Origin of the sequence: Roseibacillus persicicus, from assembly GCF_014651675.1 — a bacterium.
Lineage (GTDB): Bacteria > Verrucomicrobiota > Verrucomicrobiia > Verrucomicrobiales > Akkermansiaceae > Roseibacillus > Roseibacillus persicicus.
In genome coordinates this window covers 47805-66566 of record NZ_BMXI01000019.1, presented here as the reverse complement: position 1 = coordinate 66566, position 18762 = coordinate 47805, and the positions used below count along the sequence as shown (strand labels likewise).

The window sequence follows — 18762 nt, the reverse complement described above, 5'->3', positions numbered from 1 at the left end:
TTCAAGATTTTCTTGCATCCCTCCTCCTCTACCCCTAAGAGTCGCCGCTCGCACCTGCTCGGGTGGCGGAATTGGTAGACGCGCCAGACTAAGGATCTGGTGGGAGTTAATCCTGTGGGGGTTCGAGTCCCCCCTCGAGCACCATCTTTTTTTGAGAGACTTATGAGGAATCATAAGTCTTTTCTTTTTTTCACCCTACCCCTCGGGGAACCTCCCCCCCGTTCGGGTCTTTGACGGGGTCCAAGGCATGTCGGATCATCGGGTTCTTGCCCTTCCCATGATGCCCCGCCTCTTAGTTTTTTCGCTTCTCTTCGCCACCTCGCTCCTCCCTTCGCCAGGCCAGGTCCTCGCCAAAACCGACGCCCCCTCGCGGCCTTCGGAAAAATCCTGGACCATCGCAATCATCCCCGACACCCAGTACTATGTCCGTGACCGCGAAGACGCCAAACTCTTCACCGAACTCACGAAGTGGCTCACCGACAACCAACAAACCTACAACATTCGGCTCGCTCTCCACGTCGGAGACATCGTCGACGCGAATGATGAGGACCAGTGGAAGCGCGCCAAGTCCAGCCTCTCTCTGTTCGATGGGAAAATGCCCTATATTCTCGCCGTGGGTAATCACGACTTGGGAAAAAATTCATCGGACCGCAGCACCCTGCTCAACGACTACTTTTCTCTCCGCGACAATCCGCTCAACGAGGAAATCTTTGGGGGCTCATTCGAGGAGGGAAGACTTGAAAACGCCTACTACCACTTTCAGCACGGCGACCGCGACTACCTCATCTTTTCCCTCGAATTCGGTCCTCGCAAAGAGGTCGTAGCCTGGGCCAATCAGGTTGCAAGCCAGCATCGCGACCAGTCCTTTATCCTCCTCACCCACGAGTTCATCGACCAGGAGTCCACCTTGTTCAGTGAAGACCAGCGCCCCCGCCACACCACCCCGACGACGAAAAACAGTCCCTATTCATACGGTATCGCCAAAGAAGGGAACGTGCACTGCGGCGAAGAACTTTGGGAAGCGCTGGTCTCGAAGCATTCCAACTTCGAATTCGTCTTTAATGGTCACTACAAAGCCTTCCGAAAGGTCGACTCCCATTCCGACGAAGTCGAAATGGTTCGTGAACTAGCCGCCACCCACCGGAGTGACAACTATCCCGACGGACGCAAGGTTCATCAAATGCTCTTCAACGCCCAATGGGCTCCCCGCGGGGGAGAAGGCTGGGTACGCCTTCTGGAATTTCTACCGGACGGAAAAACAGTTAAAGCTTGGACCGTCTCCCCTTACCTCGCCCGTACCGCAGGCGATCCCGCCTCAGCTTGGGCCACTGGCTCGAATTTGCAATTCACCCTCACTCTACCACCGCCAATGGGGCAGTAAGGATCAACCCTGTGATCCGACCCGCCATCTCAGCCTTCTAAAACAGGTCCAGCTGTGTGCCGGCAGGCGGATTTTGAATCAAGGGATTGGCGCAGGGCTCATAATCAATCGACAGCGGATTCGGCGCGAACTTGCCAAGCTTTCCATCCAAGTACGACTCCCACTCACCTGTTTCCAGTAGCGCGGGCATTCGATGATGGATCGGAGCAACCATTTGATTGGCCTCGGTTGTGATCATGGAGAAACACCGGCCATACTCCGGGGACTCCTCCCATAGGCCAGCCATCCAGAACAACTCTCCGTCGCTCCTCCGGAAGCGAAACGTCTTCTTGCTTCCCTTCGGTCCAGTCCATTCGAAATACCCCGCAACGGGAATCAGACAACGTCTTTTCTCAAAGGACTCCCGCCACATCGGCCCCTCCAATTTGTCAGAGCGCGAATTGTTCACCACACCCAAGCCCGGGCGACGGAACCCCCAGCTCATCCTGGTGAGCTGACCATCCGAAAGTAACACAGGGGCTGAATCTGTTCGCCGAATGAGAAGGACCGACTTCATCTCTTCCAATTCGCGCACCGCTTGAGCCTTCAGCGCGCTGGGAAAGCTCCCCGTCTGTCCTCCGATATCGTAAGCATTGCACATTTCGTCCGCCCCTGACCCTACCGCCAATCTTTCTTTTGTAAATCGAGCTTGCAAGTGCGGGGAAACCCATCAAGCCCCCAGAGCCTTGGACACCGCACTCTGCAACTGAGCCAAGGAAGCAGGCTTTGCCAAGTGCTCCTTGAAGCCGACTTCCAGACTCTTGCGAATGTGAGCGCTCTGAGCATGACCTGAAAGAGCGACCAAATACGGCAGCTGCTCTGACGAAATTTTCTCTCTGATCCGACTGGCAATATCCCACCCCTCCAAATGCCCCGACAAGGAAAGATCGCAAAAAATGATATCCGGGAGCTGAGCGTCCAGCTGGATAAAGGCGGAACCTGCATCCGGCGCGACTTCAACCTCATGACCACACGCCTGCAGAAGTAGCTTCAAAGTAGTTGCCACATCCTCATCGTCCTCGATGAGAAGGATCTTCGCAGTCTCCTTCTTCTTCACCTCAATGGTCTCTTCCTCCTGATGCTTTTCAGGAGCCTCGGCCACGGGGAACCTGATGGTGAAGACCGCCCCCTTGCCCAAGCCATTACTCCGCGCACCCACGCTACCCCCATGAAGAGACGTAATCTCGCGAACGACCGTCAACCCCAGGCCCAAACCATCTCTGCTCAACTGATCGGCGCAGGCCCCTTGATGAAAGGCCTCAAACACCGAGCCAATCTCTTCCGCGCCCAAACCCACGCCATTGTCTTCGACTTCAATAAAGGCAGTTCCCCCCGTGGGATCCACGCCCAGTCTGACCTCGATTGCCGCCTCCTTCGGAGTAAACTTCACCGCGTTATTGAGAAGGTTGCTCAGACACTGCGAGATCCGAACCGCATCGCCATCCACCCAGATCCTTTCGCTGGCAGTATTCAGACTCACTTGAGTTCCGGCCTTGACCCCCCGGCTTTGAAAATCCCTCACGCAATCAATCGCGATTTGATTGAGCTCCAGACGTTCCTTGAGCAGCTTGAAATTCCCTGACGACAAGCGAGACACATCCAACGTGTCCTCAACCAATCGAGTCAAATGCGAAATTTGACGTCCAAGCACCGAGAAAGTCTTCTTAACCTCTCTCTCCTCCAGCGCACCGGAGCTTAGGGCCTGAAAACTATTGGAAATCGCCGACAACGGATTCCGAAGCTCGTGGCCCAGGATCGCGATGAACCGGTCTTTCTCTTCCGCCGCCCTTCTCAGATGATCGATGTTTGTTGTCGTGCCATACCATTTGACGATCTTCCCCTCAGCTCCCCGAAAGGGAACTGCTCGGCCAATAAACCAGCTATAGCACCCGGATTCAGAACGAATCCGAAATTCCTGCTCATGAACCCGTCCGGTCTCCAGGCTCTTCTGCCAATTTTCATTTACGCGATCGAGATCCTCGGGATGAATCAGTGGGGCCCAGTTCAAGTATTCGGGGTGATCCTCACTGATCCCAGTATACCGGGCCATCTGGGGACTGATGTAGTCCAACACCCCGTCTGGTTCGGCGGTCCAAACAATTTGGGGGAGCGACTCAGCCAAATGACGAAAATGCCCCTCAGCAATTTTGCTCGCTTCAATCTCAATCGGCTCCTTACTGAGACCGGTAAAAGCTTGGACTGTTCTGTTCATAACTAAAAGGCTGACGTCACCGGAATGGTCAAAAAAACCCACCAATGGACGATTTAATCGCGCTGAGCGGCCAACCTGACGATTAAATGGCTATATCACCAGATAATAAAGTAAATTCAATAGAAAGAAACAATCAACTAGGTTGAATCACTTTCAGAGAAAGCCAAGCTGAATGCGAAACGCGCGGAAACAGGAGCCCTTCCGTTCCCCATTTCAGTCCAACAAGAAATCTCATAACTCATTCATCTCGAATACAGAAAACCTCCGCCCCCGAGACACTTTCAAGTGTCAAATGAAGAAAACCCAGCGGCCGAGACCTGTTTTTAGCACAAAAAAAGGCACCTAAATCCATCGTTTTAACAAAAACGATTCATTATTTTTTGATTTAATTTAAGCTGAAATTGATTATCATTGCGGCGGGAATTTTCGCCCGATTTAACATGCTTGTTTATTGCTGTCAGCTGGATCCAATTTGGGAAGAAAAAGCCTCCAATCTCGAGAGGCTTGCGAGCCTCCTTGCTCAATCTCAAATCGAAAAAAACTCCCTCATTGTCCTGCCGGAAATGTTCGCCACGGGGTTCACGATGGATTTCGGGAAAGTTGCGGAGCCAGCGGAGCAATCCACGACCCTTTCCGCCCTCGCTGATTTGGCGAAAAAGCATCAGGCGGCCATTCTCGCAGGCCTCGTGCTGGAGCGGGACGGGCTCCGAACCAACGACGCGGTCCTCATCAATTCCGATGGCTCCCTCGGCGGAAGCTATTCCAAAATCCACCCCTTCACCCCTTCCGGCGAAAAAGAGGCCGGTTGCGCGGGCTCTTGGGTCCGGACCCTGCCTCTGGGCGAGTGGACTCTCTCGCCTTTCGTTTGTTACGACCTCCGCTTTCCCGAAATTTTCCGCATGGCCACTCCCGAGGCGGAACTGCTGGTCGTGCTCGCCAACTGGCCTTCCCCCCGGGTGGAGCATTGGGTCACGCTTCTCCGGGCTCGGGCCATCGAGAATCAGGCCTACGTCATCGGAGTCAACCGCGCGGGCTCCGACCCCAACCTCGACTTTCCCGGCCGCTCTCTCGTCATCGACCCCAAGGGCGAAATCATCGCCGAAGCGGGTTCGAAGGTCGAAGTCCTCGCCGCCAATCTCGACCTGAACGAAGTGCGCAAGTGGCGAAACGACTTTCCCGCCAGTGACGACCGCGTGGAATCCTTCAACTTGGGCGTGGATCACCTAACAAGTTCATGAGCGAATCTTCCGACAACAATCAATTCACTCTTGAGGTCTCCGCCACCTTCACCGCCGAACCCTTGGCGCCGGTTTTGGACTATTGGTTCCAGCGACTCGGCATCGAGACCTCGCTTCGCTTTGCGCCCTACAATCAGGTTTTTCAAAGCCTGCTCGATCCCGCCTCCCCTTTCCACCGCAACACGGGTGGGCTCAATGTCATTCTCCTTCGCCCCGAGGACTGGCAACGGTTCGGGTCCATGGGCACGGAGGAGTGGCAACAGGAACTCCGAAAAAACACCACCGAGTTCATCGCGGCCCTGCGCTCCCAAGCAGCCCCGCACCCAGGGCGCTACCTCATCATCCTGACCGAGCCATCGGAAGAAGTTGCCCGCGACCCCGCGATGTCGGCACTGGTCAACGAGCTCTGCAACGACATCGCCAAGAGCTGTCTCGAACTGAGAATCCCCGCAGTCACCGGCAAGACTCTCGCAAACTACTATCCGACCAGTAGCAAGCTCGACCCCATTGCCGACCGCGAGGGCCATCTGCCCTATACCGATGCTTACTATCAATCGCTGGCAACGCTCATTGCGCGACGCGTGCACTCCTCCGTCGTCCCTCCCCCCAAGGTCTTGGTGCTGGATGCGGACAACACCCTGTGGCCCGGGGTGGCTGCTGAAATCGGCGCCGAAGAACTGGAAATCACTCCACCCTTCCAAGCTCTCCAGCGATTCATCAAGAGCCGGAAAGAAGCAGGGTTGATTCTCTGTCTCGCTTCCAAAAACGAAGAGGACGATGTCCGCGAAGTCTTTCGCAAGAACTCCGGCATGATTCTGCGCGAGGACGACATCGTGGGATGGAAGGTGAATTGGCAGTCCAAGTCGTCGAACATCGCCGCCCTGGCCGAGCAACTGAACCTCGGGCTCGATTCCTTTGTCTTCCTGGACGACAATCCCATGGAGATCGCCGAAGTCGCCGCCAGCATCCCGCAGGTCACGGTGGTGGAGCTTCCGAAGAATCCCGACGACTTCGCGGAATTCCTCAAGCATCACTGGCGTCTGGAACTCCCCGACTCCTCCACCAGCGAGGACAGCCAGCGCACCGCCATGTACCAAACCATGCTGGCGCGAGAGGAAGTGCGCGAACAATCCGCTGACTACGAAACGTTCTTGCGCGAACTGCAGCTGGAAATCTCGTTCTCCAGCCTGACCAACGACAATCTCGCACGGGTAGCGCAGCTGACCCAACGCACCAACCAGTTCAACACCACCACCATCCGTCGCAACGAGGATGAAGTCACAGCCCTTTCCCAATCCGGCAAGGAAGTGCTCGCCGTCGAGGTCAAGGATCGCTTTGGCGACTACGGCCTTGTTGGGGTGGTTATCTACGAGGTATCCGGCAACCTTCTTACGGTCGATTCCCTTCTCCTCAGTTGCCGCGTTCTGGGCAAAGGAGTGGAACAGAAAATTATCGCGCGCCTCACTGAGATTGCCCGTCAATCCGGCGTCAGCGAGATCCTCATCCCTCTGCGCCCCAATGAACGCAACACCCCCGCCCGCCAGTTCCTGGAGCAAATCGGGTCCGGCCACTCCCAGTCCATAGGCGATGTAGTCCATTATCGACTCCCCCTCGCGGTAGCTGAACAAGGGGCGCGGCAACCCGTGCGCGACACTTCGGCCTCCCTGTCCCCTGCTGCAGCCACCACCAACCCCACTCTAATTTCTTCCCAAGAGTATCGCGCCATTGCTCTCCGGCATCGCGTGGACGAAATCGGGGCCGACTTCCAGGAGAAGGCTCGCCAACGTCCCGAGCTCTCCGAGCTCTTTGCCAAGCCGATGGGTGCGATAGAGGAAGCCATCGCCAGCCTCTGGAGCCAAGTTCTCCACCTGTCCCCCATTGGCCGCCACGACCGCTTTGCCGACTTGGGCGGAAAGTCGCTTCAGGTCATTCAGCTTCTCGCCAAGTTGAGCCGACACTTCGACAAGGAAGTCACCGCCCCCGAGCTCTTCCAGCATTCCACCGTGGCCGAACAATCCAAGCTTTTCACCACCTCCGAAGCCACCACCGAAACGGCCCCGGTGTCATTCGAAAGCAACACCAGTCGCGACATCGCCATCGTGGGCATGTCCTGCCGCCTGCCCGAGTCGCCCAACGTGCACCAATTCTGGCAGAACCTGTTAGATGGGAAAGAGTGCCTGACTCAGCTGACCGACGCCGACCTTCTTTCCGCCGGAATCGATCCCGCCACCGTCAGCAATGACTCCGGCTACGTTCCCGTCAAAGGCCTGATGGAGAACGTGGAAAACTTCGACGCCAAGTTCTTCGGAGTCTTGCCCAACGAGGCCAAGCTGATGGATCCGCAGCACCGGGTCTTTCTGGAACTCGCTTGGGATTGCCTGGAAGATGCCGGTTACAACTCCGAAGACTATGAGGGAAAAATCGGCGTCTGGGCCGGCAACTACCTCGACACCTACGCCATCTCCAACCTCGCCACCGATCGCGAATTTCTCGCGGACTGGATCCCGTCAATTCAGGTTGGCTCCCTGCAGGCCGAGCTCGGCAACGACAAGGACTACCTCGCCACCCGCGTCGCCTTCAAGCTGGACCTCCGGGGTCCGGCCATGACCGTTCAGTCTGCCTGTTCGACCTCACTGGTCGCCATCACCCAAGCCTGTCTCAGCCTGCGAGCGGGAGCTTGCGATATGGCTTTGGCCGGAGGAGTGACCATTACTTTACCTGAGAAAAAAGGGTACTACTTCACCCCCGACGGCATTCTCTCGCAGGACGGTTCTTGTCGAACTTTTGATGAAAAAGCGACTGGCACCGTGTTCTCCAATGGCGCGGGCATCGTGCTCCTCAAGCGGCTCGACGATGCCGTGCGGGATGGAGACCACATCCATGCCGTCATCAAGGGTTGCGCGCTCAACAACGATGGCGGGCGCAAGCACTCCTACACCGCCCCCAGCATCGACGGACAAGCCGGTGTCATTAAAGACGCCATCACGGACGCGGGTATCGATCCCTCCACTATCACCTACGTCGAAGCACACGGCACCGGCACTCCGCTGGGCGATCCCATTGAGGTCGCCGGCCTAACCAAAGCCTTCCGCGACCTGGGCGTCACCCACAAACAAGGCTGTGCCATCGGTTCGGTAAAGCCCTCCGTGGGCCATCTCGACATCGCCTCCGGAGTCACCGCCACCATCAAGACGGCTTTCTCTCTGGAGCACGGCAAGCTCCCCGCGACCCTCCATTTTCAGAAGGCCAATCCGAAGATCGACTTCGAGAACTCCCCTTTCCATGTCAACGCCGATCTCACCGATTGGCAGCCGAATCAGGGACCACGAAGGGCAGGCATTTCTTCCTTTGGAGTCGGCGGCACCAACGCCCACATCATTTTGGAGGAACCTCCCAAACAGGAATCCAGCCCCAGTGCCCGCCCCTATCAGATCTTCCCTCTCTCCGCCCGAAGCGATGAGGCCTTGGCGGCGATGAAGGACAATTTGGTCAGCTATTGCGCAAGCCATCCCGACCTCAACCCCGCCGATATCGCCCACACCCTACGCATCGGCCGCAAGCACTTTGCCAAGCGTCAGGTCCTCGTGGGTGACTCTCTGCATCTGGAGAAAGCCCGCTCCGCGAAAGGCTCGCCGAAACAGGTGGACGCCCCTCTCGTCTTCATGTTCCCCGGCCAAGGGTCCCAGACCGTGGGCATGGGACGCGACCTCTATCAGTCCGAGCCCTTTTTCCGAAGCGAGCTCGATCGTTGTGCGGAGATTCTCCTCCCTCTCATGGGGGAAGACTTGCGCGACACCCTCTTCCCCGCCCCTGAGGCGGATCAGGACGCGGCCGCCCATCGCATCAAGCAAACCATCATGGCCCAGCCCGCCATCTTTGTGCTGAGCTACTGCCAGGCCCGACTCCTGATGCACTGGGGCATGCAGCCAACCGCCCTCGTCGGTCATAGTGTCGGCGAACTCGTGGCCGCCACCATCTCGGGCATTCTTTCCTTGGAAGACGCGCTCGCCATTCTCGCCCAGCGGGGTGCCTTGATGCAAGCAGTCGAACCCGGCGGAATGCTTTCCGTCAGGCTTAGTGAAGAAAAGCTCGCCCCCCTCATCCCCGAGAGGCTCGACCTTGCCGCTGTCAACGGCCCCGAACTTTGTGTCGTTGCGGGTCCCCACGATGAGCTGGAAAAGTTCACCGCCACCCTCTCCGAACAAGACATTGCAGCCAAACCTCTCCACACCTCCCACGGCTTCCATAGCTGGATGATGGACGAGGTCGTCGAACCTTTTCAGAAGGTCATCGAAAAGGCCGCACTCCATCCTCCGCTAATCCCCATTCGCTCCACAGTCACCACCGAGTGGCTCAGCGACGACCAAGCCACCGACCCGCACTATTGGGCCTCCCATGTGCGCCGAACAGTGCGCTTCACCCAAGCGGCCGCGCACTTCTGCGAAGCCCCAGAAACCACATTACTGGAGGTCGGCCCCGGTCAGACCCTTTCCACGCTCTCGCGCCAAGTGGCAGACAAGAAGGCAAAGCAAGCCATCTTCTCCACCTCGGGCCACGCAGCCGACACGGACTCCGACGCCCTCCACTTCCAGCTCGCCCTTGGCCAGCTCTGGATCCACGGCCACACCATCGATTGGGAGGCCTACACCGGCGCAGAAGTCCGCAAGCGGGTTCCCCTCCCCACCTATCCTTTCGAGCGGAAGCGCTTCTGGATCGATCCCAAGCCGCTCACAACCGAAATCCCCGTCCCCCCTCAACCTTCTCAACCGCTTGCGCCCCCAGCGGCTCAAGCCACCCTTCCTCAAACTGTTCCACCCGTCATGTCCACCGACCGCAAGCCCGTTATCCAGGAAAGACTTTGCCAAGTCCTCAACGATCTCTCCGGAATCGAACCCGAAGAAATGGAAGCCGACGCCACCCTCATCGAGCTCGGCTTTGACTCCCTGATGCTGACCCAGGTCAGCAAGGAAATCGAAAAGGCCTTCGGAGTCGCCACCACCATGCGCCAGCTCCTCGCCGAGTTGCCAACCATCGGGGACATCGTCGGTCACTTGGATAAAGAGGCCGACCCCAGCCAGTTTCAGCCCGCCGCTGCGGCCCCCGCACCGACCGAAGCCGCTCCCCAGCAGGTTCTCCCGCAACAACCCGCGCAGGCAGCACCCCAGTTCGCCCCCGTGCAACAGCCTTTCCCAACCGTTGGCGGAGATCAGGGAGCGCTCATGGCGCAGATGATGAACATGCAGATGCAGCAAATGCAGTTCATGCAACAGCAGATGCAAATGCTGGCCGGCCTCCCTCCTGCGCCCAACGCCCTCCCGACTGCTCCCACCCCTCAAGCTGCCGCGATGCCGGTAGCCCCTATTCCTTCTACCCCCAAACAAAACGACCAACCCAAGGAAGAACCAAAGAGTGGCGGCACAGCCTCCGGAACAACAACTTCCATCACCCGCGATGCGGATGACTCCCTCACCACCCAGCAGCGCCAACACCTTGACCAGCTGATCAGCAGCTACGTGGCACGCTCAAAGTCTTCCAAAGAGTGGACCGCGAAGTATCGCCAATACCACGCGGACCCCCGCACCGTCTCGGGCTTCAACCGCTCTTGGAAAGAAATGATCTACCAGCTGGTGGTCAAGCGTTCCAAGGGCTCCCGCCTGCTCGATATTGATGACAACGAGTATATCGACATCCTCAACGGCTTCGGGCCCGGCTTCTTTGGTCACTCCCCCGACTTCGTGTTAGAAGCTGTTAGAAAACAAATGGAGGAAGGCTTCGAGGTCGGCCCCCAGTCCCCTCTCACTGGCGAGACCGCCCAGCTTTTTTGCGAGATGACCGGCAACGAGCGTGCGTCCTTCGTCTGCACGGGCTCGGAAGCGGTGCAAGCCGCCATGCGTCTCGCGCGCACCGCCACCGGTCGCGACAAGATTGCGGTCTTTACCAAAGACTACCACGGAAACTTCGACGAGGTCCTCCTGCGGGGCTCCCAAACCAAACGCAAGCCCCGCACCTTCCCCAGCGCTCCCGGAGTGCCCAAGTCGGCAGTCTCCAACATGCTGGTGCTGGACTACGGCACCGACGAGTCCCTCGAAATCCTGAAGGAACACGCCCACGAACTGGCAGCCATCATGATCGAGCCGGTGCAAAGTCGCCGTCCCGAATTCCAGCCCCACGAGTTCGTCAAGGCCCTCCGCACGGTGGCCGACGAGGCGGGCTCTCTGCTCATCTTCGACGAGGTCATCTGCGGACTTCGCGACGGCCCTCACGGCGCGCAAGGCTTCTACGGGGTCAAATCCGATATCTCCACCTACGGCAAAGTCATTGGCGGTGGGCTCCCTATCGGGATCGTGGCGGGCAAGGCCAAATACATGGACACCTTCGATGGCGGCCACTGGCAATACGGCGACGACTCTTTCCCCGAAGGCGACGTGACCTTCTTTGCCGGCACCTTTGTGAGACACCCTCTCGGCATCGCGGCGGCCAACGCCGTGCTGAAACATCTCAAGAGCCAGGGTCCTCTGCTGTGGGCCAACCTCAAAGCCCGCGCGGAACGCCTCTATCGAACCGTCGACCAGTTCATGGTCGACAACGAGGTCCCCATCCGATTGCCCGGACTCCACTCGCGCTTCTTTGTGCGGGTCGGCGAAGACTGCAAGTATGGCAACCTCCTCTTCTTCCATCTGAGAAAGAAAGGCGTCTTCATCTTGGAGGGCTTCCCCTCCTACATCACCACCGCGCACACCGACGAAGACATCGATTACGTCATTCGCGCCTTCAAGGAATCGGTGGCAGAACTGCAGGCGGGCGGATTCCTCAAAAAGACCGACGCCATCAAGCTCCTCGATGGCCCTCAGCTCACCGGTCCCCCTCCGCGCCTCGGCGGCAGTGCTCCGGCCAAGGTGACAGCCCCCGTCACCACCGAGAGCAAACAAGTCCTTGCACCCAAGAAGACCGAGAACCTTCCGCTCACCGAAGCCCAGCAGGAAATCTGGCTCGCCTGCCAACTCGGACACGAAGCCTCCTGCGCTTTCAATGAAGCGACCTCACTCGTCTTTGAAGGCTCCTTGGACAGCGCAGCACTCGAGAAGGCGCTCAATACCGTCGTCAATCATCACGACGCTTTGCGCTCGTCCTTCGACTTGGATGGCGACACTTGGTCCATTGCGGATCGAGTGGAAGTCCCCTTCCGGCATCAGGATCTGTCAGGTCTTTCCGATGAGGAAAAAGGAGAAGCGATTCAACTCGCGACCCAGACACAAGCTCTCACTCCATTCGATCTTCAAACCGCTCCTCTCCTTCGCGCCAAGCTCACGAAGGTCAGCGAAGACCGCCACATTCTCTTTCTAACGGCGCATCACATCGTTGCGGACGGCTGGTCCTTCAACGTGCTCATTGAGAACCTCAGCGATTGCTACAATGCTTTTTCGCAAGGTCTCCCCAATCCCCTGGAGCCTTCGGCGAGCTTTGCCAATTACGCTCTTCAGCGCGCTGAACACGAGCAGTCGGGCAAGCCGGACCCGCACCTCGACTACTGGATTTCGCAGTATCCGGACACCGTTCCGATTCTCAACCTGCCTACCGACCGCCCCTTCCCGCAGCACCGGACTTTCTCGGGCGCGACTTTGCACGAATCCGTCGACGCCAGTTTGCTGAAGAGCCTGCGCAAGGCCGGTGCCCGCTCAGGGGCGACTCTTTACGCCACCACTCTGAGCGCTTTTCAGATTTTGCTCCATCGCCTGACTGGACAAAGTGATCTGGTGATCGGAATCCCCGCCGCCGGACAGAGTTCACAGGGACTCGAGAACATGGTGGGCCATTGCGTGAACTTCCTGCCCCTGCGCGCCAAGGTCGAGGAGAACCAACCGTTTAGCGAGCTCGTGCAAATCGTTGCCGCCCGGGTTCTGGAAGCCTACGAGCATCAGGACTGCACCTATGGCCAGCTGGTTCCACGCCTAAAGCTGCAACGTCGTCCCGGCCGCATGCCGCTCACCGAGGTGGGTTTCAACTTGGAACGCATGGACTACTTCAAACCTTTCGAAGGCTTGGAAACCGAGTTCGTTGATAGTCCCAAATCCTTTGTCAACCAGCTGCTCTTCCTCAACCTCGTTGAGTCCAAGAACGGAGTGAGCATCGAGTGCCACTTCAACACCGCGGTCTTCAACCACAGCACGGTGGAGGGCTGGATGAAACAGTATCGCGAGATTCTCGAGGGCATCGCCAACAATCCGGAAGGCCCCTCTGGGAAAGAGCTCCCCGCCCCCGCGCCGCAGGCCATGGGTCGCCCACTCCCGCTCTCGGCAAACAACGAGACCGACTACCCCCGCACCTCCACTGTGCAGCAGCTCTTCGAAGAAGTGGCCGCGACTCATCCCGAGAGAACCGCTCTGCAACTGCGGGACTGGACGATGAGTTATCAAACCCTCAACCGCTTGGCCAATCGCCTGGCGGTCCAACTCCGCAATGCCGGGATCGAAACCAACCGCCCCGTGCCCGTGGTCTTGGACCGGTCCTTTGACTACATCATCTCCATCCTCGCTGTCCTCAAGGCCGGGGGTGCCTACCTGCCTGTCGATCCCTGCTATCCTCAGGAAAGAATCGCAGCCTTGATCGAATCCGCTCAGCCAAAGGTCATTCTGACTCGCTCCAACTTCAGCTCCCAGATTGCGGCACCGGCCCAATGTAAATTGATTGCGGTGGACGAGGTCTTCAACGACGAAGACGCCAATGATGCGGGCAGCGCGAACCTGCCACTCACGAACAAGGCGACGGACCTAGCCTACATCATGTTCACCTCCGGCTCCACCGGCAATCCCAAGGGAGTCGAGATTCCCCATCGCGGCATTGTCCGCTTGGTTAAGAACACCAATTACGCCGAGCTCGACGACAGTCAGGTCTATCTGCAGGCATCCTCCCTTTCCTTCGATGCTTCCACCTTCGAGATTTGGGCGCCTTTGCTCAATGGGGGTCGCCTGGTTCTCCTGCCACCGGGTGCGCCCAGCCTCGACACCATCGCCAAAGAGATTCGCGACCACAGGGTCACCACCCTCTGGCTCACCTCAGGGCTTTTCCAGCTCATGATTGATGAAAAACTGGAAGCTCTGCGCCCCTTGAAGCAGCTCCTCGCTGGGGGCGACGTGCTCTCCAAGCACCATGTCGGCAAGGTTCTGCGCGAGCTCCCGGACCTCAGGCTCATCAACGGATATGGTCCTACCGAGAACACGACGTTCAGCTGCTGTCACACCATCACCTCGGCGGATCTGGACGGCAGCTCCATCCCGATTGGCAAGCCCATCTCGAACAGTGAGGTCTATCTGTTAGACGAACATCTCAACCCCCTCCCCCCCATGACCGAAGGCGAGTTGTTCTTCGGCGGCGACGGCTTGGCCCGGGGGTATTTTGAAAATGAAAAGCTCACTACCGAGCGCTTCATCACCAACCCCTTCTCCATCGAAAGCGACTCCAAGCTCTACCGCAGTGGCGACCGGGCCCGCTATCGCCCGGACGGCGTCATCGAGTTCCTGGGCCGCGTTGACGAGGAAGTGAAGATTCGCGGCTATCGCATCGATCCCAGCGAAATTGAAGAAGCTCTCTGCCGCCATGAAGCTATCACTCAAGCCCGGGTCGTTGCCCGCGGCGAATCGGCGGAGGACAAATCCTTGGTAGCCTACATCACCTCACGCACCGCAGTGGAAGAGGGCGAGGTCAAGGGCTTCCTGCAGTCCTTCCTCCCCAGCCATCTTATTCCCGCACGCATAGTGGCCATGGAAACGCTCCCCGTGACCGACAATGGCAAGGTCGATGACAGCGCCTTGCCGACTCCCGAAGCGGACTCGGCGACCCCTGAGCAGAACCTCCGTTATGCGGAAAGCGAGACCGAGAAACGCATGGCTCAACTGTGGAGCCGTGTGCTCAAGATCGACGAGGTGCCCGCCAACCGCTCCTTCTTCGACCTGGGAGGCCACTCGCTGCAGGCGCTCAAGCTTTTCAATCAAATTGAGAAGGAATTCGGGAAAAAGCTCCCCCTCTCCACTCTCTTTGAAAGCCCCACCATCGAAGGGCTCGCAGCCCGCTTTGCTCCCAAAGAACCAGCCAAAGCAGCTCCAGCCAACCTCACCGCGATCCGCAAGACCGGCAGCAAAACGCCGATCTTCTGCATCCATGGAGGGGACGGCGGAACCTTGATCTATCGTAGCCTGGCCGAGCGTGTGGACCCGGACCGCCCATTCTATACTCTCGAAGCGCCCGCGCTCTCGGGCGAAAGCGATATTGCCACCACTATCGAGGAAACTGCGGCAACCTACCTCGAACAAATCCAAACCGTACAAGCCGAAGGACCTTATTTGTTAGGCGGCTATTGTTTCGGAGGCATTGTGGTCTACGAAATTGCCCAGCAGCTCAAGGCCCAGGGACAGGAGATTGAATTGCTTTGCCTCTTCGACACCGATAATCCAGCAGTCGCTCCCCGCTACCTTTCCCTCGCGGAAAGAGCGTCCCGCCAGTGGCAGGAGAGCTCGGAGAAATCCTGGGTGGGCAAGGTCGGCAAGCTGAGCGGACGCTTCGGCGAAGGCCTGGTGAACAAGTTGAAGGTGGGAACCGAAAAGGCAGCCGCCAGCGTCGCCTCCTCGACCGGAATGGACATGGGTGCCAAGCTGCAGACCGTGATCGTTCGCGAAGCCCACGACAAGGCCATGCAGCGCTACCGTCCCCGTTCCTACGATGGCGACGTGGTGCTCTTCACCGCCGAAGACCAGGGCGATGGCGTGATCTACCCACCTCACTTGGGCTGGGACGGTTATGTGCGCGGGCAGTTGGAGCTGATCCCCATTCCGGGTGAACACCTCACGATTTTCCAAGAGCCTCACGTGGAAGACTTTGCCAAAGAGCTGCACAAAATTCTCTCCGTCCGCGCCTAGGCATGAGCCCCCACCCGCCCCTTCCTACTGCCGGGGAAGTCCATGTCTGGAAACTGAAGCAGGAAGGCGGCGAGAAAACGCGGCTCTCCCCTGCTGAAGTTGAGCGCATGGAGCGATATCGCTTTGCGAATGATCGCCATCGCTACTGCGCCACCCAGTCGCACAAACGGACGATTCTTTCGCGCTACCTCGGAGAAAGGCCAGAAGACCTGAGCTTTACTGAAAACCAGCAAGGAAAGCCCGCTCTCCCCGGATTGGAATTCAGCATTTCCCACACCGCCGGCCTCAGCCTCTTGGCCGTTACTACTAGAAATCCCGTAGGAATCGACATCGAGCGTATCCAGATTCCGGAAGACCTCGACAGCTTGGCTGAACGCATTGCGAGCAAGGCCGAGTGGACTCACTTTCTTTCTCTCTCCAACGAGGACAAATCGAACCTGTTCTTTCAGCTTTGGACAGCCAAAGAAGCCTTTGTCAAAGCCTTGGGAACCGGCTTCGAAATGGAGCCCCACGAACTGCAAACCGAGCTCCCCTCACTTGCATCGATTTCGCATCTCGGAAAGAACAGACATCTGCTCCACCCCTTCAACGCCATACCGGGGTATGTGGCTCATCTCGCCAGCAAGGAAGCGTTTACCAAAGTCACCTCCTTCGACTTTTCTGATTAGAGCTTCCGTTACGAAGTCTTAACACTTCTCGCCTGCTTCGACATCAAGGCTTTACACGACTGCCTTTCCATCGGGGCATCATTATGAAAGCGAGATTGAAAAAGATGAATCCGGCTCGCGCTTCTCAACCCCAAGAGAACCACGAGAAACCAACCCCCATTCAGGTAGGCGAGACCGCTCCCCTTCCCATTGTCAGAAAGTCCGCGAGACTTTGGCTCCCCGCACTTGGCTTCAGCTTTTTTGTCTTCGCTCCCGCCTACGGTCAATCGAGTGATGATTCCCAAACCCGTGACGACCGACAACTCCCCCTCACCCCGCGACCGATGAAACGGTCTCCCCAACCGACGGAGGAATCCCGGGAGGAGGTCCGGCGCGAGCGCGAAGAAGTCGACCTCGACCTCCCCGCCGAAATCGCCCCCATCGACGGCTACGGCAACAATGTGGAAAACCCTTTCCAAGGTGCCGCCGAGCAGCCCTTCATTCGACTGGTGGACCCCGCCTACGCCGACGGCGAGAGCGACCCCTCGGGAGCCGACCGCCCCAATGCCAGAGCGATTTCCAATGCCATCTGTTCCCAGTCGGAAAGCATGCCCAATGCCTTGGGTGCCACCGACTATCTTTGGCAGTGGGGGCAATTTCTGGATCACGATATTGTGGAGACCCCCACCATCGACCCTGCGGAGCCTTTCAACATCACCATTCCTGCGGATGACATCTGGTTCACCCCGGGATCGGAAATGCCGATGAACCGCTCTTTCTACGAGGAACATAGTAGTCCGCGCGAGCAGATCAACGCTCTCACCTCCTACATCGACGGTTCCATGATCTACGGCTCTACTGAAGCACGGGCCTATGCTCTGCGAGCGCTCGACGGATCTGGGCGCCTCCGCGTGACTGACTCCGACTTCGGCGACCTCCTGCCTTACAACTTCACCGGACTGGACAATGCCCCGGTGGCCTCACCCAACTACTTTCTCGCAGGCGACGTGCGAGCCAATGAGCAGGTGGGTCTAACCGCGATGCACACGCTCTTTGTTCGAGAGCACAACCAATGGGCCGAACGCTACCTCGAAGAGAATCCCGACGGAACTGGCGAAGAGGCCTATCAGTTTGCCCGCCTGATTGTCACCGCAGAGCTCCAAGCCATCACCTATCGTGAGTTCCTGCCCATCCTTTTGGGGGAAAGAGCCCTGCCGCCTTACGAAGGCTACGACCCGGAGGTCGACGCCAGTATCGCCAACGAATTCGGGTCCGCGGCCTACCGCATGGGACACACCATGCTTTCTTCCCAACTGCTGCGAATCGATGCGGAGGGAGAGGAAGCCGCAGAAGGCCACCTGTCATTGGCGAACGCCTTTTTCAATCCCATTCATATCGAGGAAAACGGAATCGACTCCATCCTGCGCGGATTAGCTGCACAGACTTGTCAGGAACTGGACGAGAAGTTGGTGGATGAGGTTCGCAACCTCCTCTTCGGCCCTCCCGGATCCGGTGGTTTCGATTTGGCCACCCTCAATATCCAGCGCGGACGTGACCATGGACTTCCCACTACAACACCCTGCGCCGAGCGGCCCGACTGCGCCCCGCCCGTCGTCTGCGGGACATCAATCCCGAGTTGGAAGAGACCCTGCGCGAAGTTTATGAGTCACCGGATCAGGTCGATCTCTGGGTTGGCTGCCTCAGCGAGCCCAAGGTGCCCGGCGCAATGGTGGGGCCTCTTCTCCACCGCATCATGGTCAACCAATTCACCCGCCTGCGGGATGGAGACCGCTTCCACTACCTCAATCACCTGCCCGCGGAATTGGTGAAGATGGTGGAAAAGCAAACCCTCGCCACCATCATCCGGCGCAATACCGACATTGGAGACGAGCTTCAGGAGAACGTCTTCCTATCAGCGGAGGAAACTTCTGCCGGCCGATCTTCTAACAATCGGGACAAATCCAGTCAGGACTCTCGGCGGCGTTAAGAGCGAACTTCTTGGATTGGAGTTTGGGAAAGGCTCGGGCTTCGGCCCGGGCCTTTTTTTTCGGAGCTCTCGTCATTGTATCCCGCCTCCGGTCCGCAGAGCTTCCGAACGCCGCTTGGCATCTTTGTTATCCAGAACCTTCTCCCCGTTTTCATCGTCCAGACCAACAGCCTTCCGTCGAGCCGCCCGCTCATTTTCTCGAACCGTTTTGCGTTGTTCGTAGGTTGGCATCATTTCCAGACCGGGAATAGGAGCCATCCACCAGCCAAAGAAATTGCCACAAACCAAGGTCACGATTCCCACCAAAACAAGAGTGATTGCAGACTTCATACCACCAAACTATCACAA

General features: G+C 58.0%; 7 protein-coding genes, 1 tRNA gene and 1 pseudogene. 6 read left to right on the top strand and 3 right to left on the bottom strand.

The annotated features are described in order from the left end of the window. Positions 1-56 precede the first annotated feature (56 nt). Together IE099_RS18490 and IE099_RS18485 are read left to right on the top strand one after the other, a co-directional pair. A tRNA-Leu gene (locus tag IE099_RS18490) sits at positions 57-144 on the top strand. A 133-nt stretch (positions 145-277) separates the two neighbouring features. After that, entirely contained in the window at positions 278-1381 is a 1104-nt protein-coding gene (locus IE099_RS18485; RefSeq protein ID WP_189573475.1) for a metallophosphoesterase, read from the top strand. 37 nt (positions 1382-1418) lie between these two features. Here the strand turns inward: IE099_RS18485 and IE099_RS18480 are convergent, their stop codons facing one another. Both IE099_RS18480 and IE099_RS18475 read right to left on the bottom strand, forming a co-directional pair. After that, positions 1419-2021, bottom strand: a complete 603-nt coding sequence (locus tag IE099_RS18480; RefSeq protein ID WP_189573472.1) for an SOS response-associated peptidase — start codon at positions 2019-2021, stop codon at positions 1419-1421. A 69-nt stretch (positions 2022-2090) separates the two neighbouring features. Beyond that, positions 2091-3632 (bottom strand): hybrid sensor histidine kinase/response regulator, encoded by a 1542-nt coding sequence (locus IE099_RS18475; RefSeq protein ID WP_189573469.1) that lies wholly within the window; start codon positions 3630-3632, stop codon positions 2091-2093. Between the two features lie 440 nt (positions 3633-4072). On the opposite strand from IE099_RS18475, the gene IE099_RS18470 reads away from it, so the two are divergent. From IE099_RS18470 to IE099_RS18455, 4 genes and pseudogenes are all read left to right on the top strand, one after another. Continuing rightward, positions 4073-4870 carry a carbon-nitrogen family hydrolase gene (locus IE099_RS18470; protein ID WP_189573466.1) on the top strand — a complete coding sequence of 266 codons (798 nt, stop codon included), beginning with the start codon at positions 4073-4075 and terminating at the stop codon, positions 4868-4870. Beyond that, positions 4867-15780: a non-ribosomal peptide synthetase/type I polyketide synthase gene (locus tag IE099_RS18465; RefSeq protein ID WP_189573463.1), complete on the top strand. Its 10914-nt coding sequence runs from the start codon at positions 4867-4869 to the stop codon at positions 15778-15780. The genes IE099_RS18470 and IE099_RS18465 overlap by 4 nt, the downstream gene beginning before the upstream one ends. A gap of 2 nt (positions 15781-15782) precedes the next feature. Continuing rightward, the gene (locus IE099_RS18460; protein WP_189573460.1) at positions 15783-16448 is read left to right on the top strand and encodes a 4'-phosphopantetheinyl transferase family protein; all 666 of its coding nucleotides are present in this window, start codon (positions 15783-15785) and stop codon (positions 16446-16448) included. 83 nt (positions 16449-16531) lie between these two features. Further along, a pseudogene (locus IE099_RS18455) lies at positions 16532-18414 on the top strand (peroxidase family protein). A gap of 72 nt (positions 18415-18486) precedes the next feature. Here the strand turns inward: IE099_RS18455 and IE099_RS18445 are convergent. After that, positions 18487-18744, bottom strand: a complete 258-nt coding sequence (locus IE099_RS18445; RefSeq protein WP_189573451.1) for a hypothetical protein — start codon at positions 18742-18744, stop codon at positions 18487-18489. Positions 18745-18762 lie beyond the last annotated feature (18 nt).